Annotated in this window: 24 protein-coding genes; 3 read left to right on the top strand and 21 right to left on the bottom strand. The window is 68.9% G+C overall.

All coding sequences use genetic code 11. From position 1 onward, the window contains the following. Window positions 1–5: 5 nt before the first annotated feature. The 13 genes from fliE to HHL11_RS04055 all read right to left on the bottom strand — a co-directional run bounded on the left by fliE (window position 6) and on the right by HHL11_RS04055 (window position 10,525). Window positions 6–308, bottom strand: coding sequence for a flagellar hook-basal body complex protein FliE (gene fliE, locus HHL11_RS04115; protein WP_342593172.1), 303 nt, complete (start codon window positions 306–308; stop codon window positions 6–8). A 1-nt stretch (window position 309) separates the two neighbouring features. Then, the gene (locus HHL11_RS04110) at window positions 310–726 is read right to left on the bottom strand and encodes a flagellar basal body rod protein FlgC (protein ID WP_169417168.1); all 417 of its coding nucleotides are present in this window, start codon (window positions 724–726) and stop codon (window positions 310–312) included. Window position 727: 1 nt separating this feature from the next. Continuing rightward, window positions 728–1,111: a flagellar basal body rod protein FlgB gene (locus tag HHL11_RS04105; RefSeq protein WP_169417167.1), complete on the bottom strand. Its 384-nt coding sequence runs from the start codon at window positions 1,109–1,111 to the stop codon at window positions 728–730. Window positions 1,112–1,127: 16 nt separating this feature from the next. Beyond that, window positions 1,128–2,237 (bottom strand): flagellar basal body P-ring protein FlgI, encoded by a 1,110-nt coding sequence (locus HHL11_RS04100; RefSeq protein ID WP_169417166.1) that lies wholly within the window; start codon window positions 2,235–2,237, stop codon window positions 1,128–1,130. Between the two features lies 1 nt (window position 2,238). Next, complete coding sequence (locus HHL11_RS04095; RefSeq protein ID WP_169417165.1) at window positions 2,239–2,817, bottom strand: flagellar basal body L-ring protein FlgH; 579 nt, start codon at window positions 2,815–2,817, stop codon at window positions 2,239–2,241. Further along, window positions 2,814–3,767, bottom strand: a complete 954-nt coding sequence (locus HHL11_RS04090; RefSeq protein WP_169417164.1) for a flagella basal body P-ring formation protein FlgA — start codon at window positions 3,765–3,767, stop codon at window positions 2,814–2,816. The genes HHL11_RS04095 and HHL11_RS04090 overlap by 4 nt, the downstream gene beginning before the upstream one ends. Further along, window positions 3,764–4,537: a flagellar basal-body rod protein FlgG gene (gene flgG / locus HHL11_RS04085; RefSeq protein WP_169417163.1), complete on the bottom strand. Its 774-nt coding sequence runs from the start codon at window positions 4,535–4,537 to the stop codon at window positions 3,764–3,766. Before flgG ends, HHL11_RS04090 begins: the two co-directional genes overlap by 4 nt. Before the next feature lie 15 nt (window positions 4,538–4,552). Beyond that, window positions 4,553–5,293 carry a flagellar hook-basal body protein gene (locus HHL11_RS04080; protein WP_169417162.1) on the bottom strand — a complete coding sequence of 247 codons (741 nt, stop codon included), beginning with the start codon at window positions 5,291–5,293 and terminating at the stop codon, window positions 4,553–4,555. A gap of 7 nt (window positions 5,294–5,300) precedes the next feature. Next, window positions 5,301–7,343 carry a flagellar biosynthesis protein FlhA gene (locus HHL11_RS04075; RefSeq protein WP_169417161.1) on the bottom strand — a complete coding sequence of 681 codons (2,043 nt, stop codon included), beginning with the start codon at window positions 7,341–7,343 and terminating at the stop codon, window positions 5,301–5,303. Then, on the bottom strand, window positions 7,340–8,413 hold the full coding sequence (locus tag HHL11_RS04070; RefSeq protein WP_169417160.1) for an EscU/YscU/HrcU family type III secretion system export apparatus switch protein: 1,074 nt from the start codon (window positions 8,411–8,413) through the stop codon (window positions 7,340–7,342). Before HHL11_RS04070 ends, HHL11_RS04075 begins: the two co-directional genes overlap by 4 nt. After that, window positions 8,413–9,195, bottom strand: coding sequence for a flagellar biosynthetic protein FliR (locus HHL11_RS04065; RefSeq protein WP_169417159.1), 783 nt, complete (start codon window positions 9,193–9,195; stop codon window positions 8,413–8,415). The genes HHL11_RS04070 and HHL11_RS04065 overlap by 1 nt, the downstream gene beginning before the upstream one ends. Beyond that, window positions 9,195–9,461, bottom strand: coding sequence for a flagellar biosynthetic protein FliQ (locus HHL11_RS04060; RefSeq protein ID WP_169417158.1), 267 nt, complete (start codon window positions 9,459–9,461; stop codon window positions 9,195–9,197). The genes HHL11_RS04065 and HHL11_RS04060 overlap by 1 nt, the downstream gene beginning before the upstream one ends. 137 nt (window positions 9,462–9,598) lie before the next feature. Then, complete coding sequence (locus HHL11_RS04055; protein WP_169417157.1) at window positions 9,599–10,525, bottom strand: peptidoglycan-binding protein; 927 nt, start codon at window positions 10,523–10,525, stop codon at window positions 9,599–9,601. A gap of 136 nt (window positions 10,526–10,661) precedes the next feature. Here HHL11_RS04055 and HHL11_RS04050 point away from each other — a divergent pair, with 136 nt between their 5' ends. Both HHL11_RS04050 and HHL11_RS04045 read left to right on the top strand, forming a co-directional pair. After that, window positions 10,662–12,392, top strand: a complete 1,731-nt coding sequence (locus HHL11_RS04050) for an ABC transporter permease (RefSeq protein ID WP_169417156.1) — start codon at window positions 10,662–10,664, stop codon at window positions 12,390–12,392. A 10-nt stretch (window positions 12,393–12,402) separates the two neighbouring features. Continuing rightward, window positions 12,403–13,713, top strand: a complete 1,311-nt coding sequence (locus HHL11_RS04045; protein WP_169417155.1) for an ABC transporter ATP-binding protein — start codon at window positions 12,403–12,405, stop codon at window positions 13,711–13,713. A 1-nt stretch (window position 13,714) separates the two neighbouring features. Here the strand turns inward: HHL11_RS04045 and HHL11_RS04040 are convergent, their stop codons facing one another. From HHL11_RS04040 to paaA, 6 genes are read right to left on the bottom strand one after another with little or no spacing between them, the layout of a single operon-like run. After that, window positions 13,715–14,335, bottom strand: coding sequence for a TetR/AcrR family transcriptional regulator (locus HHL11_RS04040; protein WP_169417154.1), 621 nt, complete (start codon window positions 14,333–14,335; stop codon window positions 13,715–13,717). Between the two features lie 4 nt (window positions 14,336–14,339). After that, complete coding sequence (paaE, locus tag HHL11_RS04035) at window positions 14,340–15,425, bottom strand: 1,2-phenylacetyl-CoA epoxidase subunit PaaE (protein WP_169417153.1); 1,086 nt, start codon at window positions 15,423–15,425, stop codon at window positions 14,340–14,342. 1 nt (window position 15,426) lies between these two features. Next, window positions 15,427–15,939 (bottom strand): 1,2-phenylacetyl-CoA epoxidase subunit PaaD, encoded by a 513-nt coding sequence (gene paaD / locus HHL11_RS34265; protein WP_169417152.1) that lies wholly within the window; start codon window positions 15,937–15,939, stop codon window positions 15,427–15,429. After that, on the bottom strand, window positions 15,933–16,706 hold the full coding sequence (paaC, locus tag HHL11_RS34260; RefSeq protein ID WP_169417151.1) for a 1,2-phenylacetyl-CoA epoxidase subunit PaaC: 774 nt from the start codon (window positions 16,704–16,706) through the stop codon (window positions 15,933–15,935). The genes paaD and paaC overlap by 7 nt, the downstream gene beginning before the upstream one ends. Continuing rightward, the gene (gene paaB, locus HHL11_RS04020; protein WP_169417150.1) at window positions 16,706–16,999 is read right to left on the bottom strand and encodes a 1,2-phenylacetyl-CoA epoxidase subunit PaaB; all 294 of its coding nucleotides are present in this window, start codon (window positions 16,997–16,999) and stop codon (window positions 16,706–16,708) included. The genes paaC and paaB overlap by 1 nt, the downstream gene beginning before the upstream one ends. A 55-nt stretch (window positions 17,000–17,054) precedes the next feature. Next, window positions 17,055–18,065, bottom strand: coding sequence for a 1,2-phenylacetyl-CoA epoxidase subunit PaaA (paaA, locus tag HHL11_RS04015; protein WP_169417149.1), 1,011 nt, complete (start codon window positions 18,063–18,065; stop codon window positions 17,055–17,057). A gap of 340 nt (window positions 18,066–18,405) precedes the next feature. On the opposite strand from paaA, the gene HHL11_RS04010 reads away from it, so the two are divergent. Beyond that, entirely contained in the window at window positions 18,406–19,350 is a 945-nt protein-coding gene (locus HHL11_RS04010; RefSeq protein ID WP_169417148.1) for a hypothetical protein, read from the top strand. Here the strand turns inward: HHL11_RS04010 and HHL11_RS04005 are convergent. Beyond that, the gene (locus HHL11_RS04005) at window positions 19,347–20,381 is read right to left on the bottom strand and encodes a transporter (RefSeq protein ID WP_169417147.1); all 1,035 of its coding nucleotides are present in this window, start codon (window positions 20,379–20,381) and stop codon (window positions 19,347–19,349) included. The genes HHL11_RS04010 and HHL11_RS04005 overlap by 4 nt on opposite strands. 28 nt (window positions 20,382–20,409) lie before the next feature. After that, on the bottom strand, window positions 20,410–20,916 hold the full coding sequence (locus tag HHL11_RS04000) for an Lrp/AsnC family transcriptional regulator (protein ID WP_169417146.1): 507 nt from the start codon (window positions 20,914–20,916) through the stop codon (window positions 20,410–20,412). Window positions 20,917–20,963 lie beyond the last annotated feature (47 nt).

Below are 20,963 nucleotides of genomic sequence, written 5' to 3'. Positions count from 1 at the left end.
GTTCCTCAGACCTGCATCTTCATCACGTCCTGGTAGGCCTCCAGGACGCGGTTGCGAACCTGCAGCGCGAGCTGCAGGGCGATGCGGCTTTCTTCCAGCCGGATCATCACCTCGTGCAGGTTCTGCGCCTCGCCCAGGGCCAGGTGCTGAAGGTCGGCCTGGCTGGTCTTCAGTTGCGTGTCCAGCGCCTGCAGTCCCTCGCTGACCATGCGGCCGAAGGACAGGCTGCCCGCGCCAGGGCCAGCCATTGCCGGCGAAGGCAGGCCCGGGACTTCGTCCTGCGGGCCGAGCGCGGTGATCGCTTCCACTTCAGCCTCCCCGCCCTATTTCGAGTGTCTTCAGCGCCAGCGCGCGCGCCGTGTTCAGGGCCGCCACGTTTGCCTCGTAGGAACGCAGAGCCGTCATCAGGCTCACCATTTCGGTGGCCGGATCCACACCCGGATACGCGACGAAGCCTTGCTCATCGGCCAGGGGATGACCCGGCTCCTGCACGAGGCGCACGGCGACGGGCGCGGCCTCGACACTGCCGATCGGGGGCGCGACCTCACCCGTTTCGACCAAGCCCGCGAACGCGGCTCGGGACACCACCCGCAGCGGCTGGTAGCCGGGGTTCGACGGGTGCTGCGGGCTATGGGCGTAGGCCAGGTTCATCGCGGCGACCTCGAGCCGCGTCCGTTCCAACTGCATGCCCGCAGCACTGAGCGCAAAGATCCGTCCATAGTCCATGTCAATGCCTTCCCTCGGCGGCCGCAGCCGACAACAGCGCGAAATGGCGCGACAGGCCCTGCAGCAGCGCCTGGTAATGCACCGCGTTGCGCGCCATTTCGGTCACCTGCGCGTCCAGCTGCACGGCGACGGGTGCGCCCGCCTCGTCCAGGTCGGCCTCCAGTTGCGGCTGCAGGGCTTGCACCTGCTGCAGGTTCACGCTGCCGCGCTCGCGCAGCGTGTCGCGCGCGTCCTCCAGCTGCGCCGCGAACTGCAGGCGCAATGCCTGCCAGCCTTCGGTGTTGGCGTTCGCCACGTTGGCGCTGACCGCCTGGTGCCGCAAGGCCGCAGCGTCGAGCGCCTTGGCCAAGGTGGCAGTGGTCACGGCTTCCAGCGACGGCGTCATGGCTGCTGCATCCGATTCATTGCACGACCAGTTCGCCGTGCAGGGCTCCCGCGGCCTTGACGGCACGCAGGATGGAAATGATGTCGCGCGTGCTGGTCTTCATGCGGGCCAGCGACTGCACGAGATCGGCGACCGTGCCTCCGCTGGCCAGGAAACCCACGCCGGTCGGCTCTTCCACCGTCAGCTCGGTGTTGGTCACCACCTCCGTTCGAACGCCAGGGCCGGTCCGTCCGATGAAGGCCGGCTGCGACACGCTGTTGGTGCTGGCGACGGTGATCTTCAGGTCGCCATGCGAGATAGCCACCCGCGACAGCCGGACGTCACCGCCGGAGACGACGGTGCCAGTGCGCTCGTTGATCACCACGCGAGGCCGGCGGTCCGGCTCCACGGCCACGCTCTCCAGGCGCGCGAGAAAGGCGACCGGCTCGCCCTGCTGCGCGGACGGCACTTCGATCTCGATGCCGGAAGCATCGCGCGCATGCGCCAGGCCCGGGCCCAATTGCCGGTTGATCGCTTCTGCCACGCGGCTGGCCGTGGTGTAGTCCGGTTCGGCGAGCACGAAGGTGACGTGGGCAAAGACGCCCGGCTCCGGCGGCGGCATGCCGACTTCGACCGTCGCGCCGTTGGGGATAGCGGCAGCGGTCGGGTGGTTCTTCTGCACGACGTTGCCATTCGCGTCGTAGCGGTGGCCGCCCACCGCCAGCGGGCCTTGCGCCAGCGCATAGACCCGCCCGTTCGGCGCGCGTAGCGGCGTGAGCAGCAGGTTGCCGCCGACGAGGCTGCGCGCATCGCCGCTCGAGGCCACGGAAACATCCAGCGTATCGCCCTCGCGGGCGAAGGCCGGCAGTGCCGCGCTCACCATCACCACCGCCACGTTGCGGCTGTTCACCTGCTCCGGTGCCACGGTGAGGTTGAACTGCGCCAGGACGTTCGACAGCGCCTGGCGCGTCGCGCGGTTCCCCGGTGAATCGCCGGTGCCGGCGAGCCCGGTGACGATGCCGGTGCCGACCAGCACGTTCTCGCGCCAGCCCTGCACCTTGCCGAGGTCCTTCACCCGCAGCGCCGTGCCCTGCGCGGCGGCGGTGATCCATCCGGCGAGCAGGACCAGAAGCAGCAGCGCCCGCATCTCAGAACCCCACGAAATCCAGCAATTGCCGCCACCAGGGCCGCCGGCTGCGGTCGCTGACGCCACCTTCCCCGAGATAGGTGATGCGGGCCGCTGCGATGCGCGTGGACTGCACCACGTTGCCATCGCTGATGTCGACCGGACGCACGACGCCCTCCAGCGTGACGGTCTGTACCTCGTCGTTCACCGTCACCGACTGTGTGCCCGCGATCCGCAACTGGCCACCGGGCAGGACTTCCTGCACCGTCACAGACACGATGGTCAGCAGCCGGTTCGTGCGCTGCGTGCGGCCGCCGCCATCAAAATCGCCGCCGACCGCCAGCGAAGCCTGCGCGGCGACGTTGCTGCCGTGTGCGAGCGCGCCGCTGATGTGGTTGTTGCGCCGCGTCCCGGTGTCCGCGCTGGTGGTGGCGCTGGAGTTCTCGAACACCTGCACGGTCAGCACATCGCCAGGACGGAAAGCCTTGTTGTCCGCGGTCAGGGGCCGCCAGCTGTCTTCGCGGTAGAGGCTTTGCGCCTGGGCCGCACCCGCGCAGGCGAGCGCAAGCAGGAAAGCAGATGCGCGGTTCCTTGTTCTCATCTCGCGATCTCCAGGAGTCCCGGACCCGTCACGCGCGCGATGACGCCGCCGGATGCGCCGGGCTGCCGCACCCGCACGCTGTCGCCCAGACGGCCGTCCTGCAGCACTTCGACGCGGGCTTCGCTCGTCACCAGGCCGGCGCCGGAGCGCAAGGCGGCCCACTGGCCGCGCTGCACCAGTGGCCGGATTTCGGTATTGGCCGCGTTCAACGTTTCGCCGGGGCGCAGCGCATGGCGGACCCGCAAACCGGCGGGCACATCCGCCAAGGGCGGCGTTGTCGCCGCCGCCACGTCTACGTCCTGGTTCACCAGCACGGCCTCCAGCAAGGGAGCGCCGGCCGGCAAGGCGGCGGCAGTCCGCGGAACCGTGCGCCAGGCCTGCACATGGAAGGGGACGGGGACGGCGCGCACGAAGTTCTCACCCGACCAGACCTCCACCCACACGACCATGCGCGGGCGCAGGCCCAGGTGCTGCAGCGAGCGGGGACGCAAGGCCACGTCGCCCGCGAGCATGTCGAGGTCGCCCGGCAGGCCGTCGTGCTGCAACTCGCCGCGCACACCCTGGGCCTGCAGCCATTCGCGCAACGCGACCTCCGCAGCTGCCGCGATGTCCTCGCCGCGCAGCAGCCGCGTCGCAGCAACCAGCTCGCCTGCGGCGGGCCCCACCCACTGCAGCGCCTCTTCCGGAATGCCGGCACGGACGCGGATCCATGCGGCCAGGGCCACGCGCTGCAGCGTCGCCGTCCGGCCGGCAGCTGGGGCGGGCCCGAGCGGCAGGTCGACGAGGGCACGCATGACGGAGAGGTCCTTCGATTCGAGCCTTGCGACCTCGCCCAAGGTCACGACGGGTCGTGTGACTTCGACGTGCGGCCGCAGTTCGATGGTGGCCAGCGGCGCCGCACGGACCGTCATCGCGAGCAGCACGAGCAGCCAGGGGAGATGCGCCTTCATCGCCGCAGCCCGTTGACGATGCCCAGCATCTCGTCGGAGGCCTGGACCACTTTCGCGCTGGCTTCGTAGGCGCGCTGCGCCACCATGAGGTTGACCATCTCCTCCACCAGCTTGACGTTGGAGCCCTCCAGCGAACCCTGGGCCACGGTACCAACGCCGTCCTCGCCCGGCTTGCCGCCGATGGCCTCGCCCGAGGCATCGGTCGCCCTGTAGACGTTGCCTCCCTGGGCCAGCAGGCCGCCTGGATTGGCGAAGCGCACCATTTCCAGTTGCCCCGCCTCCACCGGCGTGGACTGCCCGGGGATGCGGACCTGCACGCGGCCGGTGGCGGAGATCACCAGCGCCTCGGCGTTGTCGGGGATCAGGATGCCGGGCTTCAGCGGGATGCCGCCCGCGGTGGCGAGCTGTCCGTCCGCGTTCACCTTCAGCGTGCCGCCGCGCGTATAGGCGCGCGAGCCATCCGGCATGGCCAGCTCGAGGAAGCCGTCGCCCTGGATGGCGATGTCCCAGGGCGAGTCGGTCTTCTTCAGGTCCCCGCCCTCGAACAGGCGTACGGGCGTCGGCAAGGCGACGCCAGCGCCCGCGCCCTGCAAGGCTGCCAGCGGCGCGCCGGCGCGCTGTGTGGCAGCTGGCGCCACCAGGTCGGAGAAGACGATGCGGCTTTTCTTGAAGCCGGTGGTCTGGACGTTGGCGAGGTTGTTGGCGATTGCGTCCACGGTGGCCTGCTGCGCGTGCATGCCGGTGGCGCCGATGGCGAGGGCATCGAACATCTCAGCTTTCCTTCCTTATGGGTTGTCCGCCAGCTTGCGCAGCGCGTTGGACAGCATCTCGTCGTACGCAAGCGCCACCTTCTGCATGGATTCGAAATGGCGCAGGGTCTGCAGCAGCTGCACCATCTCGTCGGCCGAGCGCACGTTGGAGTTCTCCAGGTAGCCCTGCCGGACTTCGGTCTCGCCGTCAGCGAGCCGCGGCGAGCCGTCGAAGGCCACCAGTCCGTCGCCGAGACGGTGCGAGACGGCACCGTCCTCGAAGGCGACCAGCCGCAACTGGGCGACCGGCTCGCCGCGCAACCGGGCCTGGCCAGCGCCCGCGACCGATTCGAAGATGCGGCCCTGCACATCGATGACGGGAATGCCGTCCGGCAGAGTGATCTCGCCGGAAGTGCCCAGCACCGGCTGGCCTTGCGCAGTCACCAGCCGGCCTTGGGCATCGCGCCGGAAATTGCCCATGCGCGTGTACGCGTTGCCTTGCGCGGTGGCAACCTCGAACCAGGCCGGCCCGGAGAGCGCGAGGTCGAGGCTCTGGCCGGTCGTCTGCATCGTTCCCTGGCGCAGGTCGAGATGCACGGCGGTCGCCGCCGGGGCCGCGGCGCCGTCCGCCGGCTGCAAGCGCTGCGCGAAGTTGGCCAGCATCACCTCGCGCTTGTAGCCGGCCGTCTGGGCGTTCGCCAGGTTCATGCCCGCACGGTCCATGCGAGCCATGCCAGCTTGCATGGCTTCGAGGCTGAGGGCGAGGATGCTGTCCATGCCGGTCTCAGGCGCCGACGGTGGCGTAGGACTTCAGTTCGAGCGTCGCCGGCACTTCCGCCATCGACAGCACGCGCAGGTGGGGCAAGCCGCGCTCCGAAAGCGCCCGCAGGTGCCGGCGCAACTCGGGCGCGCACAGCAGCACCGGCAACAGGTCGCTCTTCATCATCCGCTCGGCCTGTTGCATCAGGTGCAGCAGGATCTTCTCGACCAGCTTGGGCTCCAGCGTGAATGCTCCCGCGGCCACACTGGCCTGCTGCGCGGACCGCAGGTTCTGCAGCAGCCGCCCTTCGACGGCCGGGTCCAGCGTGAGCACGTGCAGGGCCGCGCGTTCGCCCGCCAGCCCCTGGCAGATGGCGGGCCCGAGCCGCTGGCGCACGGCATCGGTCAGGACCCCTGGGTCCTTGCTCCCGCGCGCGGCATCGACCAGCGTCTCCAGGATGGCCTCGGCGTGGCGGATCGACACTTTCTCGCGCAGGAGGTTCTGGAGCACCTTCTGGACGTCGCTGGTCGACAGCAGGGCCGGGACGAGCTCTTCCACCAGGGCGGGCTGGCTTTGGCGGACCCGCGCCAGGATGCGCTCGGTTTCGCCGCGCGTGAGGAGCGTCGCGCATTCACGCCGCAGCACTTCGGCCAGGTGCGTGAGGAAGACCGTGGGCGCATCGACCAGCGTGTAGCGCGCCGCGGCGGCGGCCTCGCGCTGGGACAGCTCGATCCAGAGCGCGGGCAAGCCGTAGGTGGGATCGCGCGTGGGTGTGCCAGCCACGCTGCGCTGGTCGCCGGCCGGGTGGATGGCGAGCAGCCGTTCCTCGCTGGCTTCGCCACGTGCCACCAGCGCTCCGTCGATGTGGATCTCGTACGCGTCGGGCGCCAGCCGGGCACCACGGTGGAAACGAATGCGCGGCAGCAGCAGGCCGAACTCCTGCGCATGCTGCTTGCGCAGCGCCGCGATGCGCTCCATGAAGAGGCTTGCGTCGTGCACCCGCGCCTCCCAATGCTGGCCGACCTGCACCTCCACGGGCTCCACCGGGACGATATCGTTGCCGTCTTCGACAGCGGCGGCTTCCGCGGCCGGCTGCGGCGCCGGCCCGGATGTCCCCATGCGGCGCGCAACCCAGGACAGGCCGAGCGCCGCCGCCACGAGCGCCAGCCCGGGCAGGACCGGAATTCCGGGCAGCAACAGCAAGCCCGCCAGGACGGCCGCGACGATCAGCAGCGTCTTGGGAAAGGCCGTCACCTGGCGCAGCGCCTCCTGGCTCAGGTTGCCATCCGAGGCAGAGCGCGTCACGAGGATTCCGGTGCCCACGGCAATCACCAGCGCGGGGACCTGCGTGACGATGCCGTCGCCGATGGTGAGCAGCGTGTACATCTGCAGCGCCTGCGCCCACGGCATGTGGTGCTGCACGAGGCCGATCACCAACCCGCCCCCAATGTTGATCAAAAGAATCGTGATCCCGGCGATGGCATCGCCTTTCACGAACTTGCTGGCTCCGTCCATGGCGCCGAAGAATCCCGCTTCCTTTTCGAGCTGGCGGCGGCGGCGCTGCGCCTCGGCCTGGTCGATGAAACCCATGTTGAGGTCGGCATCGATGCTCATTTGCTGGCCCGGCATGCTGTCCAGGGTGAAGCGGGCCGCGACCTCGGCGACACGCTGGGCGCCGTTGGTCACGACGATGTACTGGACCACGATGAGAATGAAAAACACCACAAGGCCCACGACATAGTTTCCGCCCACCACATGGGCGCCGATGGCGGCGATGACCCGGCCCGCATCGCCGTCGGCGAGGATCAGCCGCGTCGCGGCGACGTTGAGCGACAGCCGGAACAGGGTCGCGACCAGGAGCACCGAAGGGAAGGTGGAGAACTCGACCGGCTTCGCCACGAAGAACGTCAGCAACAGGATGAGCAGTGCGAACGCGAAGTTCGCCAGGATCAGGAAGTCCAGCAGCGGACGGGCAATAGGCACGAACAGCACCAGCAGCACGCCCAGCACGGCGAGCACCAGCACGGCGTCGCTGTGGGCGGCCAGCAGGCGGGTGAGCGCCTTCATGCCGCCGCTCCCCGCCGCTGCTCACGCAGGGCGAACACCCAGACGATGATGCGGGCCACCTCGGCGTGGAAAGCTGGCGGCACGTAGTCGTCGATGGCGAGCTCGCGAAACAGCCGGCGCGCCAGCGGCGGGTTCTGCACGATGGCGACGTGATGGCGGAAGGCGATCTCGCGCATGGCGCTGGCCAGCTGCCCCGCGCCCTTGGCAACCAGCCGCGGCGCTTCCATCTCGCCGTGCACGTAGCGCAGCGCGACCGCGTAGTGCGTGGGGTTGGTCAGCACGACGTCGGCCGTGCCGGTATTGCGCAGGGCGGCGCTGCGCTTGAGGAGTTCGCGCCGCAGTTCGCGCAGGCGGGAGCGGATGCGCGGGTCACCTTCGCGCTCCTTGAATTCGTCCTTCAGTTCGCGCCGGCTCATGCGCATGCGCTGGCCGAATTCGCGCCGCGTGAAGGCGAAATCGGCGGCGGCAATGAGGGCCAGCACCAGCGCCATCCTCAGGCCCAGGGCCGCGGTGTCCTCCAGCAGCAAGCGCAGGAAGCCCGCCGGCGGCAGGTTCGCCACCGCCAGGAATTGCGGCGCCAGCGCGCGCAGTGCGTACCACGCGGCCAGCAGCAGAACGAGCAGTTTCAGGCAGGCCCGCGCGCCATCGAACAAGGTGCGCAAGGACAGCAGGCGCCGCAGGCCCGTCGCCGGACTGACCCTCTCGAAGTCGACATGCAGCGGCTCCAGCGAGAGCACGAAGCCCGACTGCAGCCAGTGGCCGGCGGCCGCCGCCAGCATCAGCAGCAGCATGAAGGGCAGGACGACGGGGGCTGCATCGTGCACCAGCGACGCCACGGCATTCCACGCAGCGTCCGGATCCGGCGACGCCATTTGCAGCAAGGCTCCGCGGGCAACGTGCAGCAAGGTATCCGTCGCGGCGCCGCCCCGGCAGGCGAGATAGACCATCGCAACCGCGAACACGAGGGTCGCGACGCAGTCCGTGCTGCGCGCCGTCTGGCCGCGTTCGCGCGCCTTCTTCAGCTTGAAAGGCGTGGCGGCTTCGCTGCGATCGACGTCCTGGTCCGCCATCAGCGCCCACCTTCGAAGATCGCGCTCCAGCCGGCCAACAGCTGGCCGTGGATGCGCGAGCTGACTTCGCCCATGCTGCCGGCCCACAGCGACAGCGCCAGCAAGCCGACGACGACCTTGACGGGAATGCCCAGCACCAGCATGTTCGCCTGCGGCAGGTTGCGCGCCAGCACGCCCAGCGCGAACTCCATCAGCAACAGGCTCAGCACCACCGGCGCGGCCAGCGCGAAGCCCAGCGTGAACAGGCCGGCGGCCTGCTGCAGCACCGGGCCGGCCGCCTGCTGCAACGACCAGGGCTGTCCCACCGGAAAGCGCTGCAGGCTCCAGGCCACCCCGCGCAGCAGCGCATGGTGGCCGTTGGCGAGGAAGAAGAGGACTACGCCGGCCAGGCTCAGCGCCGAGGTCAGCACCGGCACCTGGCTGCGCGTGACCGGATCGAACACCTGCGCGATGCCGAAGCCCACCTGCACGTCCAGCAGCCGCCCCGCCAGCGTGAAGCCGGCGAACGCCATCAGCACGCCGAGCCCCAGCGTGGCGCCGATCGCCAGTTCGCGCAGCATGGCGTCGAAGAGAGCCGCCACGTCCGCGACCGCCGCGGTCTGCGTCCCCAACGGCAAGGCCAGTACGGCCGACACACCGATGACCAGCAGCAGGCGCACGGTGGGCGGCAGTGGCATGGCATGCAGCACCGGCGTCATGAGCAGCAGGGCCGCGAGGCGCGTTGCCACCAGCAGCACACCCGCAACCCATGCGGCACCTGGAAGGGTCAGCAGCTCGCCCATCAGAACATCCCCGGGATGCGCGCCCAGAGCTGCACCGTGAAGCCGCAAAGCGTGCGCAGCATCCAGGGGCCGAACGCCAGCACCGCGATGCCCGCGGTCACGAGTTTCGGAACGAAGCTCAGGGAGGCCTCCTGCACCTGCGTGATGACCTGCAAGATGCTGACGGCCACCCCGACCAAAAGGGTCAGGCCAAGCACCGGCAGGCAGACGAGCAGGCCCGTCCAGAACAGGTCGGACGTGACCTTCAAGGCGAGGCTGCTATCCACTTCTCACTCCCTGCGCCGCGGGACGGCGTCAGCGAAGTCTCGGCGGAGTTAAGGGGCCGGGCCTGGAAATCTTGCAGGCCCGGGGCCCGCAAAAAGAGAGAGGATGCGGCGGCAGGATCAGCCGGGAAGCGTGTATCTCAAGTTACGGGAAAGAGTCCCAATCCCCACGCTGACAATTTGAAATCTGCGCCATGCACGTTCCCCGCGCCGGTCGCGATGCACATCCGCCGCGACAGCACGTCGATGCGGTACTTCGGCCGGCTCACCGCCTGCGCGATGGCCTTGGCCAGCAGCGGCAGGCGATCGCCCTCGGTCAGGTTGGCCGGCAAGGTGGCGGCCAGGTCCAGCACCGGCTGCCGCACGCCGCCGCTTTGCACATGGGTGTCGAAGCACAGGGCAATGCCGCGCTCGGTCTGCAGGCCCAGGCGCTGGGCGGACTGCAGGGCCGGCGCGTAGTACTTCTGCTGCGCAAAGTCGATCTGCACCTGCTGCGTGACGGGTAGCGCGCCCAGGCGCGCGAACACCTGCACCCACGGCGGCGGCAAGCGCGCCTTGCTGTCGCCCAGGCTGATGCCGTCGGCCCAGGCCACCTGCTCGTCGACGGAGCGGGCCAGCACCGCGCGCCATGTGGGCGCCAGCGCGCCGAAGGCCTCGTCCACCTTGCCGGGCGCGCGTGCGTCGATTTCGGCCATCACCCGCTGCAGCTCGCCGCCGGCCAGGGTGAAGCCGATGATGCCCCAGGTGATGCCGGCGCCGTCGAAGTTGCCCTGCGCCAGGCCGAAGCCGTGGCCTTCGAAGTCCGCGGTCAGCTGCAGGCAGCGCTCGAACAGCGTGGGCAGCGGCGCGGCCACGGCGGCCGTCCAGGTGGCTTCGTCCACTTCGCCGCTCGCGCCCAGGCCCCTGGCCTGCTGCAGCGCGCGCACCGCCGTGGCCGTCTTGCCGCCGTAGTCGCCGTCGGCAAACTGCACCAGCACCGGCGGCGCGAAGCCCTGGGCCTGCAGGCCCTGCTGCAGCCGCATGACGATGCCGCCGCGGCAACCCTGGGAGAAATAGCTGCGTGCCATGTCACAAACTCCGTGTATACCGTTGCAGTTTGGGTGGCGATCCAGCGACCCGCAACATTCCTTGGGATGACGGTGCTGGGCCATTCGCCTGACCGTGCCCTGACGCTCGGCTTCGCAGGCAAACTAGCGCCCTTCCATGTTCGCCCTCCTTCCTTTCCGCCGCTCCGGCAGCAAGCTGCTCGCGCCCAGCCCCAACCGTTGGGACTGGGCGCTGCTGCCCTTCGTGCTGCTGGTGCTGAGCGCACTGGCCTTCGGCGCCGCGCAAATGGGGCATCCCTTCGTCCTGGGCCAGCCCACGCCCATTTCGCTGGACCCGCTGGAACTGCCCTATTACCTGCTGCGCACGGTGCTGCGCATGTTCACGGCGCTGGCCTGCTCGCTGGTCTTCAGCTTCGCCTTCGCCGCGCTGGCGGCCAAGTACCGGGCGGCGGAAAAAGTGCTGGTGCCCATGCTGGACGTGCTGCAGTCGGTGCCCATCCTGGGCTTCCAGGCGATCGCCATCGCGCCCTTCATCGCGCTGTTTCCCGGCCGCATGCTGGGCGTGGAGTGCGCGGCCATCTTCGCCATCTTCACCTCGCAGGCCTGGAACATGGCCTTCAGCCTGTACCAGTCCATCAAGACGGTGCCGCCGGAGCTGAACGAGGCCGCCCGCCTGTTTCGGCTGTCGTCGTGGCAGCGGTTCTGGCGGCTGGAGCTGCCCTTCGCCATGCCGGGGCTGCTGTGGAACATGATGATGTCGATGTCCGGCGGCTGGTTCTTCCTGGTGGCCGCCGAGGCCATCTCGGTGGCCGGGCAGGACATCAAGCTGCCCGGCATCGGCAGCTACATCGCGGTGGCCATCGAGCAGGAGAACGGGCACGCCATCGCCTGGGCCATCGCCGCCATGCTGGCCGGCATCCTGCTGTACGACCAGCTGTTCTTCCGGCCGCTGCTGGCCTGGGCCGACAAGTTCCGCTTCGAGGAGACGCAGGGCGAGACGGCGCAAAGCTCCTGGCTGCTGGACTGGGTGCACCGCAGCAGCGTGGTGCGCGGCGTCAGCGACCGCTTCTGGTCCGCGCTGCGCTCGACCCTCGGCTGGTTTCCCGCCCGTCCCGTCGCGCCGGCGCCCGTGGCCCGCAACACGTCCACCATCGACTGGGAGCGGGTGTGGGACGTCGTGCTGGCGCTGGGCCTGGCTGCCGTGGCCACCTACCTGGTGGTGTACGTGCACTCGGTCGTGGGCTGGGGCGAGGCCGCGCGGGTGGTGGGGCTGGGCTTCATCACGCTGGTGCGGGTGCTGCTGCTGATCGGGCTGGCCTCGCTGGTGTGGGTGCCCGTCTCGGTGTGGATCGGGCTGCGCCCGCGCTATGCGCAGCGCGTGCAGGCCGTGGCGCAGTTCCTGGCCGCCTTCCCGGTGAACCTGCTGTTCCCGCTGGTGGTGTATGTGCTGGTCACCTGGAACCTGAACCCGAACATCTGGCTCAGCCCGCTGATGGTGTTCGGCACGCAGTGGTACATCCTCTTCAACGTGGTGGCGGGTGCCTCCACGTTGCCCACGGAGCTGCGGCTGGCCGCCGACAACCTGGGCCTGAAGGGCTGGCTCAAATGGAAGCGGGTGTACCTGCCCGCCGTGTTCCCCAGCTTCGTCACCGGCGCCATCACCGCCAGCGGCGGCTCGTGGAACGCCAGCATCGTGGCGGAGTACGTGAGCTGGGGCAAGACTTCGCTGGTGGCCGACGGCCTGGGCAGCTACATCAAGCAGATGACCGAGGCCGGCGACTTCCACCGCATCGCGCTGGGCATCGGCGTGATGTGCGTCTTCGTCATGCTGCTGAACCGCTTCTTCTGGCGCCGGCTGTACACGCTGGCCGAAGACCGCAGCCGCTAGGAAACACGACATGAACCGCAACACGCTCGTCGACCTGAAGGGCATCTCCAAGAGCTTCCGCATCGCCGATGGCCGGCCCCGCAAGGTGCTGGACAACGTCGACTTCAAGCTGGCCGAAAACGAGATCGTCGCGCTGCTCGGGAAATCCGGCTCGGGCAAGTCGACCTTGCTGCGCATCGTGGCCGGCCTGATCCCGGCCGACAGCGGCAGCGCCAGCTACCGCGGCAACCCCATCCACGGGCCGGCCGCCGGCATCTCGATGGTGTTCCAGTCCTTCGCGCTGTTCCCGTGGCTGACGGTGCAGCAGAACGTGGAACTGGGGCTGGAAGCGCAGGGCGTCGGCCCCGAGGATCGCGCGCAGCGCGCCGAGGCCATGCTGGAACTGATCGGCCTGGCCGGCTTCGGCGGCGCGCTGCCGCGCGAGCTTTCGGGTGGCATGCGCCAGCGCGTGGGCATCGCGCGCGCGCTGGTCACCAACCCCGACGTGCTGCTGATGGACGAGGCCTTCTCCGCGCTGGACGTGATGACGGGCGAGACGCTGCGCGACGAAATCCTGGAGCTGTGGGCCGACCAGCGCATCCCGACCAAGGGCATGCTGATCGTGTCGCACAACATCGAGGAAGCCGTGATGATGGCCGACCGCATCGTCATCCTGGCCAGCGACCCGGGGCGCATCCGCTGCCAGTATGCGGTGAGCCTCGAGCGGCCGCGCGATGCCGATACCGCGGACCTGCGGCAGATGGTGGACGAGGTGTACGCGCTGATGACCGCGCGTCCCGTGCCGCAGGTGGCCGTGGCCGCCGCGGCCGCGCCGGCGCCGGTGGACTACGCGCTGCCGGCCACCGACGTGGCCCGCATCGAGGGCGTGCTGGACCTGCTGGCCGAAGCGCCGTTCGAAGGCCACGCCGACCTGCCGCAGCTGGCGGAGGAATCCGCGCTGACCGACGAGGAACTGTTCCCCACCTATGAGGCGCTGGCCATGCTGGGCCTGGCGCAGGTGGAAGCGGGCGACATCGCGCTCACGCCGCTGGGCCAGCGCTATGCCCAAGCGGGTCACGTGCTGCGGCAGGAAATCTTCGGCCAGCAATTGCTGGCGCAGGTGCCGCTGGCCACGCGCATCCGGCGCATGCTGGAAAGCGAGCCCTCGGGGACGATGCCGCGCGAGCGCGTGCTCGACCTGCTGCGGGAAGGCATGGAGCAGGAGAAGGCGGTGCACACGCTCGAGGTCGCCATCGAATGGGGACGGTACGGCGAGGCGTACGAGTTCGACTTCCATACCGGCGTGTTGAAGTTGCCGGATGAGGCCGAAGAGGCGGCGTAAGTCAGGAGTCCAGCACGGTCACCGCGGGCGTCTCCACGGCGCCGATGCCCCCAAGGAACAAGTCGGCCACGACCGGCGCCATCGCTTCGTAGTCCAGCGGCCCATCCGGTTTCATCCACGTGAACATCCAGTTGATCATGCCGAAGAGCAGCATGGTCAGCGGCTTGCTCATGGCGGCGTGCTGCAGGTCCGGGCGCAGGCCCGTCACCACCTGCGCGAAGCCGCGCACCACCTCGCGTTCCTTGTCCAGGATGCGCTCACGGTCGTCATCGACCAGGAACTTCACGTCCTCGGTCAGCACGCGGTGTGCGTTCTGCGCGTGGGCGTATTCCTCCACCAGCCGCGCGATCAGCTCGCGCATGGCGTCTTCCGGCGGCAGGTGGGCGGCCAGCACGTCGCGCACCAGCGCCTGCAGGCGCGTCACGTGGGCGTCGGCGATGCTGACCAGCAGCGCGTACTTGTCCCTGTAGTAGTGGTACAGCGTGGCCTTGCTCAGCCCGCAGGCCTCGGCCACCTGGTTCATGCTGGTGCCCGGGTAGCCGCCGCGGGCGAACAGCGCCGCCGCGCGCTCGAGGATCATCTCGCGCTGGTCTTCGTAGGTCGATGAACGTCCGCGTCCCATGCGCCTATCGCTCGTCGAAAGAGAGAACCACGCGCTCGGTCGTGGGGTGCGACTGGCAGGCCAGCACGAAGCCGGCCGCCACTTCCTTCTTGTCCAGCGCGAAGTTGCGCTCCATGCGCACCTGGCCTTCCACCAGCCGCGCGCGGCAGGTGCCGCACACGCCGCTGGTGCAGGAGAAGGGAACCTCCAGGCCGGCGGCGCTGGCGGCGTCCAGGATGCTGGGCTGGTCGCGGCTGAAGCTGATCTCGCGCTGCAGGCCGTCGCGGATGATCACCACCTTGGCCCGCTCGGCGTCCTCGGCGTGCGCCTTGTGCACCACGGCGCCCACTTGCGCCGCCTGCGGCGCGGCGATGCCGAAACGCTCGATGTGGATACGGCCTTCCGGCACGCCGGCAGCCAGCAGCGCCGCCTCGGCTTCGTCGTTCATCTGGAAGGGGCCGCAGACGAAGGCGTGGTCGATGCTTCCTGCGGGCACGACGGTCTGCAGGAATTCGCCGAGCTTCTCGCGGTTCACCAGGCCCATGTTCAGCGGCGCCTCGGTGTGCTCGTCGGAGAACACGTGGTGCAGCACCAGCCGCGTCATGTAGCGGTCCTTCAGGTCCTCGATCTCCTCCTTGAACATGGTGCTCTTGAGGCTGCGGTTGCCGTAGACCAGCGTGAAGCGGCTGTGCGGTTCGCGCGCCAGCACCGTCTTCATGATCGAGAGGATGGGCGTGATGCCGCTGCCGCCGGCGATGCCCAGGAAGCGGCGTCGCGACTCGCGCTCGATCGGCACGAAGAAGCGGCCCTGCGGCGCCATCACGCTCAGGGTGTCGCCGGGCTTCAGGTATTCGTTGATCCAGTTGCTGAAGACGCCGCCGCGCACCTTGCGCACGCCCACGCGCAGTTCGCCGTCGTCGACGCCGGCGCAGATGGAATAGGAGCGGCGCAGGTCCTGGCCGTCGATGTCCTTGCGCAGGGTGAGGTACTGCCCCTGCGTGAAGCCGAAAACCGGCTGCAGGTGCTCGGGCACCTCGAAGCTGACGATGACGGCTTCCTGCGTATCGGGCTCGACCGAACGCACGCGCAGGTTGTGGAACAGGGCGCTCATGTCAGATCGGCTTGAAGTATTCGAAGGGCTCGCGGCAGGCGAGGCAGCGGTAGAGGGACTTGCAGGCGGTGGAGCCGAAGGGGGAGAGGCGTTCGGTGCGCTTGCTGCCGCAATGCGGACAGTCGACGGCTTCGGCCTTGCGGCCGAAGATCTTGATCGGGACGCCCTGGGTCCCCGCCTCCGCGGGGATGACGTGGTGGGGCGGTGCGATGCCGTATTCCTTCAGCTTCGCCTTGCCGTCCTCGCTGATCCAATCCGTCGTCCAGGCGGGCGCGCGGCGCAAGGTCGCGCGGGCCGGCCCCAGGCCTTCGGCTGCTATCGCGGACAGCACGCTCTGCTCGATCGCTTCGGTGGCCGGACAGCCGGAATAGGTGGGCGTGAGCACCACCTCCAGTTCCTCGCCATGGTCGATGACCTCGCGCACGATGCCCAGGTCGCACACCGACAGCGCCGGCACCTCGGGGTCCAGCACGGTGCCCAGCACCTCCCAGGCGCGCGACTCGCGGCTCACCACACGCCTCCGGGGTAGGCGCGCTGCAGGTGCTGCATCTCGGTGAGGATGAAGCCCATGTGCTCGCTGTGCACGCCGCGCTTGCCGGTGGACAGGAAGGACGTGGACTGCGGCATCGTGAGGCCCGCCTCGTCGAAGATCTGCGTCATCTCGGACTGCCACTGCGGCTGCAACGCGCTCCAGCGCGGGCCGAGGCCCGAAGCTTCGGCCGCCGCGTCGACGGCGTCGTCCTGGAACAGCTCCGCGGTGAAGCGCCACAGGTCCGCCAGCGCCGCGTCGACGCGACGCCGCGATTCCTCGGTGCCCTGCGCGAGCCGCACGACCCAATCGGCCGCATGCTGCTGGTGATAGCGCGCTTCCTTGATCGCCTTGCCGGCGATGGCGGCCACCTCCTCGTCGCTGGAGCGCTGCAGCTGCGCCCACAGCTGCTTGAAGAAGGTGGCCATGGCGGCATTGCGCAATACCGTGAAGGCGAAGTCGCCGCGCGGCAGCTCCACCAGGGTCACGTTGCGGTAGTCGCGCTCCTCGCGCAGGAAGGCCAGCTGGTCTTCGTCGTGGTCCGCACCTTCGAGCTGGCCCGCGCGCGTGAGCACGCCGCGCGCCTGCCCCAGCAGGTCCAGCGCCATGTTGGCCAGCGCGATGTCCTCTTCCAGCACCGGCGCATGGCCGGTCCATTCGCCGAGGCGCTGCGCGAGGACGAGCGCGCTGTCGCCGGCGCGCAGCAGGTACTGCACGGCCGGATCCTGGGAGACGTGGATGGAAGCCTGCATCACATGTGGTCCACGGACTTGGGCAGCGCGTAGAAGGTCGGGTGGCGGTAGACCTTGTCTTCCGCCGGATCGAAGAACATGTCCTTCTCGCCCGGGTCGCTGGCGACGATCTGGTCGCTGCGCACCACCCACACGCTGGTGCCTTCCTGGCGGCGCGTATAGACGTCGCGCGCCATCTGGATCGCCATCTTCGGGTCGGCCGCGTGCAGGCTGCCGCAATGCTTGTGGTCCAGGCCGCTCTTGCTGCGCACGAAAACCTCCCAAAGAGGCCACTCTTGTTTCACGTCGCTCATTCGAAACCTCCATGCTGCGCATTGCGGTATTCGCCCTTGGGGCGGCCCTGCGGGCTCATGCGGCCTCCTTGATGCCTTCGGTCTGCTTACGGGCGTAGGCCAGCGCGGCTTCGCGCACCCAGGCCCCGTCGTCCCATGCCTTCACGCGCGCGTTCAGGCGCTCGCGGTTGCATGGGCCGTTGCCGCCGATCACGTTCCAGAACTCGGTCCAGTCGATGGCGCCGAAGTCGTAGTGCTGGCGCTCCTCGTTCCACTTCAGCTCGGGGTCGGGCAAGGACACGCCCAGCACCTTGGCCTGTTCGACGGTGGCGTCAATGAACTTCTGCCGCAGCTCGTCGTTGGAGACGCGCTTGATGCCCCAGCGCATGGACTGCGCGGAGTTGGGCGACTGGTCGTCCGGCGGCCCGAACATCATGATCGACGGCCACCACCAGCGGTTCACCGCGTCCTGCACCATCGCGCGCTGGGCTCCGGTGCCCTTCTCCATCATCGTCAGCAGGCTTTCGTAGCCCTGGCGCTGGTGGAAGCTCTCCTCGCGGCAGACGCGAATCATCGCGCGCGCATAAGGCCCGTAGCTGCAGCGGCAGATGGGCACCTGGTTCATGATGGCCGCGCCGTCCACCAGCCAGCCGATGACGCCGACGTCGGCCCAGGTCAGCGTGGGGTAGTTGAAGATGGAGCTGTACTTGGCCTTGCCGGTGTGCAGCGCTTCCAGCATCTGGTCACGGCTGGTGCCCAGGGTCTCGGCCGCCGAATACAGGTACAGGCCGTGCCCGCCCTCGTCCTGCACCTTGGCCAGCAGGATGGCCTTGCGCTTCAGCGTGGGCGCGCGCGTGATCCAGTTGCCCTCGGGCAGCATGCCGACGATCTCGCTGTGCGCATGCTGGCTGATCTGCCGCACCAGCGTCTTGCGGTAGTGGTCCGGCATCCAGTCCTTGGGCTCGATGAACTCGCCCTCGGCGATGCGCGCCTCGAAGCGCTCCTCCATCTGCAGGTCCTCGGCGGAACGCACGGCCTTGCGCGCATCGCCGTCCTTGCCCTGCGTGTCCATGGCTTGGGTGTACATGGGATCTCCAGAAACCGACCGACCGGTCGGTCGATAATAAAGGCTGGGGGGCTGGAGCGCAAGGGGAGTGCAGCGTCAGCCTGGCAGGGCGGACTTACGACCAGATGCGCAGAAGCTCGGCCGTTGGCCAGATAGCGGCTATTTCTCGCGCCTCCGGAATGCAGCCAGGAGCCCGCAAGTGCCAAGCAAATCACGCTTCGCACGCCACCCGGAAATCCGTCATCCGCCGCCGGTGCGCTTTCGCACTTGCCGTGACAACTCGCGCGTGACGCATTCACCTTCGCGAACGACTATGCACACAACGGCCCGCCAGTGGCCGCAGCACCCAGGAGCCCCGACCATGTTGGATACCGCCTCTCCCTCAGCCAGCCGGACCCAGCGTTACGCCAAGTGCATCGAGCTGTCGAAGCACGTGCGGTGGGACATCGAAAACGACGTGATCCGGGGCCGCCACCTGGACTACTCGCGCAAGTTCCTGCCCGACAGCCTGTCGCGCATGGAGCACTTCGGCTTCACGACCGACTGGGAGAAGGTGCTGATCAGCCAGATCCAGGGCCGCACCTACGCCAACATGCTGGCGCTGGTGGAGCGCTACATCGGCGCGATGATGCTGGACCGCGGCCGCAGCCACGCGCTGGGCGACCTGGTCGCGATGGAAGCGCTGGTGCGGCTGACGGACGAGGAGTTGAAGCACCAGGCCCTGTTCCGCCGTCTGGAGGCCATGATGGCCGCCGGCATGCCCCCGGGCTACCACTTCGACGCGCATTCGAACGAGGTGGCAGGCGCCGTGCTCGCGCGCGGCGACTGGTCGGTGCTGGCCCTCACCTGCCTGATCGAGCTGGCCACCGTCGCCCACTACCGGCAATGCATCGACGAGGACCCGCTGACCTCCGAGCTGTGGCGCGACGTGTTCCGCTTCCACATGCGCGAGGAGATGCAGCACGCATTGCTGGACGAACTGGAATGGCAGCGCGAGGACTTCCTGCTGTCCGCCGCCGAGCGCGAACAGGGCGTGACCGACCTCGTCGACCTGCTGCAGGCGCAGGACGCGCTGCTGCAACAGCAGGCCCAGCTGGATGCCTGCTACTTCATGCGCGTGAACGGCCGGCGCTTGTCGCCACAGGACACCGAGCGGCTGCGCGAAGGCTTCCTGGCCGCCTACCGCTGGCAATACATGGTCAGCGGCATGGGCAACGAGCGCTTTTGCGAGCTGCTGGCTTCGCTGTGCACGCCGGCGCAGGTGCAGCGCCTGCGGCAGGCGCTGGCGCCGGTGATGAACGATTAGTCTTCGCCCTTGCGCTTGCGGAAGGCAAACCAGCCCGCCACCAGTGTGAAGGTGACGACCAGCGCCGTCACCACCCAGAAGCCGTGCGGGTGCTGCGCCAGCGGCACGCCGCCGACGTTCATGCCGAACAGGCCAGCGAGGATGTTGATCGGCAAGGCCAGCACGGTGACGACCGTCAGCACGAACACGCTGCGGCTGGTGCGCTCGTCCACCATGGCGACCAGTTCCTCCTGCAGCAGCTTGATGCGCTCCTGCAGCGCCGCCATGTCGCGCAGCGCCACCGAGAACTCCTCCGCCGCCTCCCGCAGCTGCTGCGCATCGCCCGCGTCCACCCAGGCGGGCGGGTGCTGCAGCAGCCGCAACAGCGCGGCAGGTTCCGGCGCCAGCAGGCGCTGCAGCCGCACCAGCAAGCGGCGCGAGGCGCCCAGGCGCGCGCGCTTGGCGTCCAGCCGGCCGGCCAGCAGGTCGTCCTCCACCCGGTCCACCTGGCGCGTGACCTCGCGCACGATGTCGACCAGCACGTCGGCCTGGGCGCGCAGCAGGCGCTCCAGCAGCTCCAGCGTGGAGCGCAGCATCTCGCCGTTCTTGACGGCGCGGGTCAGCTTGTCGATGGAGCGCAGCGGCGTATGGCGCGCCGTCACCACCAGCTGGCGGTCCAGGCTGACCCACAAGGTCGACAGGTCCGAGGGCGCGAAGGCGAAATCGAAGCGCACGTCGTTGACGACGGCGACCAGCGCCTCCTCGTCGCGTTCGATGCGCGTGGAGCGCAGCTCGTCGCGCAGCGCGTCGTAGAAGCCGGGCGAGAGCTTGGCGTGCCGCTCCAGCCAGCGCTCGGCCGTGGCATGCGCGAGGTTGAAGTGCAGCCAGAAGAAGTGCGGGTCGCCGGCGGGGCGGGCGCGCAGCGCCTGCAGTTCCGCGACGAGATTCTCGGACGAGAGGGGTTGGGGCGGCTGGCCGGGCGCGAATGCGTAGCCGCTGATCAGCCCCGTCTCGTCCGCCCCGTAGCGGGTGATGTTCCGTTCCAGGGGCATGCCCTGCCGAGTACAAGACAGTTTCGTTTCAACTGTGTGACACCCGCCGGCCGCGGGCCGGGCGTTCGGGCGCGGCCAGCGGCAGCCGCGTCTCGGCCTTCACCTCCTTCAGCACCACGCTGCTGCGCACGTGCGTGACGCCGGGCAGCTTGAAAGCCGTGTCGTGCAGGAAGCTTTCGTACCTCTTGATGTCCGGCACCAGCACCTTGAGCACGTAGTCGGCCTGGCCAGTGGTGGAGTAGCAGCTGACGATCTGCGGCGAGTCGGCCACGGCCTGCTCGAAGCGGCGCACGTCGTCCTCGTTGTGGCGCGTGAGGTTCACCTCCGCCAGCACGGCCAGCGACAGGCCGACCTTCTCGCGGTCCACCAGCGCCGTGTAGCCGCGGATGATGCCGCTGGCCTCCAGCTCCTTCACGCGCTTCCAGCAGGGCGTGCTGGACAAGCCGGCGGCGGCGGCAAGCTGCTGCACGGTCTGGCGGGAGTCGCGCTGCAGCTCCGTGAGCAGGGCGATGTCGTGGCGGTCGAGTTCGTTCATTCCTGGTTTCCTGCCTTCCGAGGAATTCCATTCTCTTCCAACGGACT

Origin of the sequence: Ramlibacter agri (assembly GCF_012927085.1) — a bacterium.
Lineage (GTDB): Bacteria > Pseudomonadota > Gammaproteobacteria > Burkholderiales > Burkholderiaceae_C > Ramlibacter > Ramlibacter agri.
The sequence above is the reverse complement of the archived record's forward strand: the minus strand, read 5'-3'. Positions and strand labels throughout refer to the sequence as shown.

Coding starts and splice junctions, on each gene's coding strand:
- HHL11_RS04110 (WP_169417168.1), bottom strand. CDS start 726: ATGGACTATGGACGGATCTTTGCGCTCAGTGCTGCGGGCATGCAGTTG.
- HHL11_RS04105 (WP_169417167.1), bottom strand. CDS start 1,111: ATGACGCCGTCGCTGGAAGCCGTGACCACTGCCACCTTGGCCAAGGCG.
- HHL11_RS04100 (WP_169417166.1), bottom strand. CDS start 2,237: ATGCGGGCGCTGCTGCTTCTGGTCCTGCTCGCCGGATGGATCACCGCC.
- HHL11_RS04095 (WP_169417165.1), bottom strand. CDS start 2,817: ATGAGAACAAGGAACCGCGCATCTGCTTTCCTGCTTGCGCTCGCCTGC.
- HHL11_RS04090 (WP_169417164.1), bottom strand. CDS start 3,767: ATGAAGGCGCATCTCCCCTGGCTGCTCGTGCTGCTCGCGATGACGGTC.
- flgG (WP_169417163.1), bottom strand. CDS start 4,537: ATGTTCGATGCCCTCGCCATCGGCGCCACCGGCATGCACGCGCAGCAG.
- HHL11_RS04080 (WP_169417162.1), bottom strand. CDS start 5,293: ATGGACAGCATCCTCGCCCTCAGCCTCGAAGCCATGCAAGCTGGCATG.
- HHL11_RS04075 (WP_169417161.1), bottom strand. CDS start 7,343: ATGAAGGCGCTCACCCGCCTGCTGGCCGCCCACAGCGACGCCGTGCTG.
- HHL11_RS04070 (WP_169417160.1), bottom strand. CDS start 8,413: ATGGCGGACCAGGACGTCGATCGCAGCGAAGCCGCCACGCCTTTCAAG.
- HHL11_RS04065 (WP_169417159.1), bottom strand. CDS start 9,195: ATGGGCGAGCTGCTGACCCTTCCAGGTGCCGCATGGGTTGCGGGTGTG.
- HHL11_RS04055 (WP_169417157.1), bottom strand. CDS start 10,525: ATGGCACGCAGCTATTTCTCCCAGGGTTGCCGCGGCGGCATCGTCATG.
- HHL11_RS04050 (WP_169417156.1), top strand. CDS start 10,662: ATGTTCGCCCTCCTTCCTTTCCGCCGCTCCGGCAGCAAGCTGCTCGCG.
- HHL11_RS04045 (WP_169417155.1), top strand. CDS start 12,403: ATGAACCGCAACACGCTCGTCGACCTGAAGGGCATCTCCAAGAGCTTC.
- HHL11_RS04040 (WP_169417154.1), bottom strand. CDS start 14,335: ATGGGACGCGGACGTTCATCGACCTACGAAGACCAGCGCGAGATGATC.
- paaE (WP_169417153.1), bottom strand. CDS start 15,425: ATGAGCGCCCTGTTCCACAACCTGCGCGTGCGTTCGGTCGAGCCCGAT.
- paaC (WP_169417151.1), bottom strand. CDS start 16,706: ATGCAGGCTTCCATCCACGTCTCCCAGGATCCGGCCGTGCAGTACCTG.
- paaB (WP_169417150.1), bottom strand. CDS start 16,999: ATGAGCGACGTGAAACAAGAGTGGCCTCTTTGGGAGGTTTTCGTGCGC.
- paaA (WP_169417149.1), bottom strand. CDS start 18,065: ATGTACACCCAAGCCATGGACACGCAGGGCAAGGACGGCGATGCGCGC.
- HHL11_RS04010 (WP_169417148.1), top strand. CDS start 18,406: ATGTTGGATACCGCCTCTCCCTCAGCCAGCCGGACCCAGCGTTACGCC.
- HHL11_RS04005 (WP_169417147.1), bottom strand. CDS start 20,381: ATGCCCCTGGAACGGAACATCACCCGCTACGGGGCGGACGAGACGGGG.
- HHL11_RS04000 (WP_169417146.1), bottom strand. CDS start 20,916: ATGAACGAACTCGACCGCCACGACATCGCCCTGCTCACGGAGCTGCAG.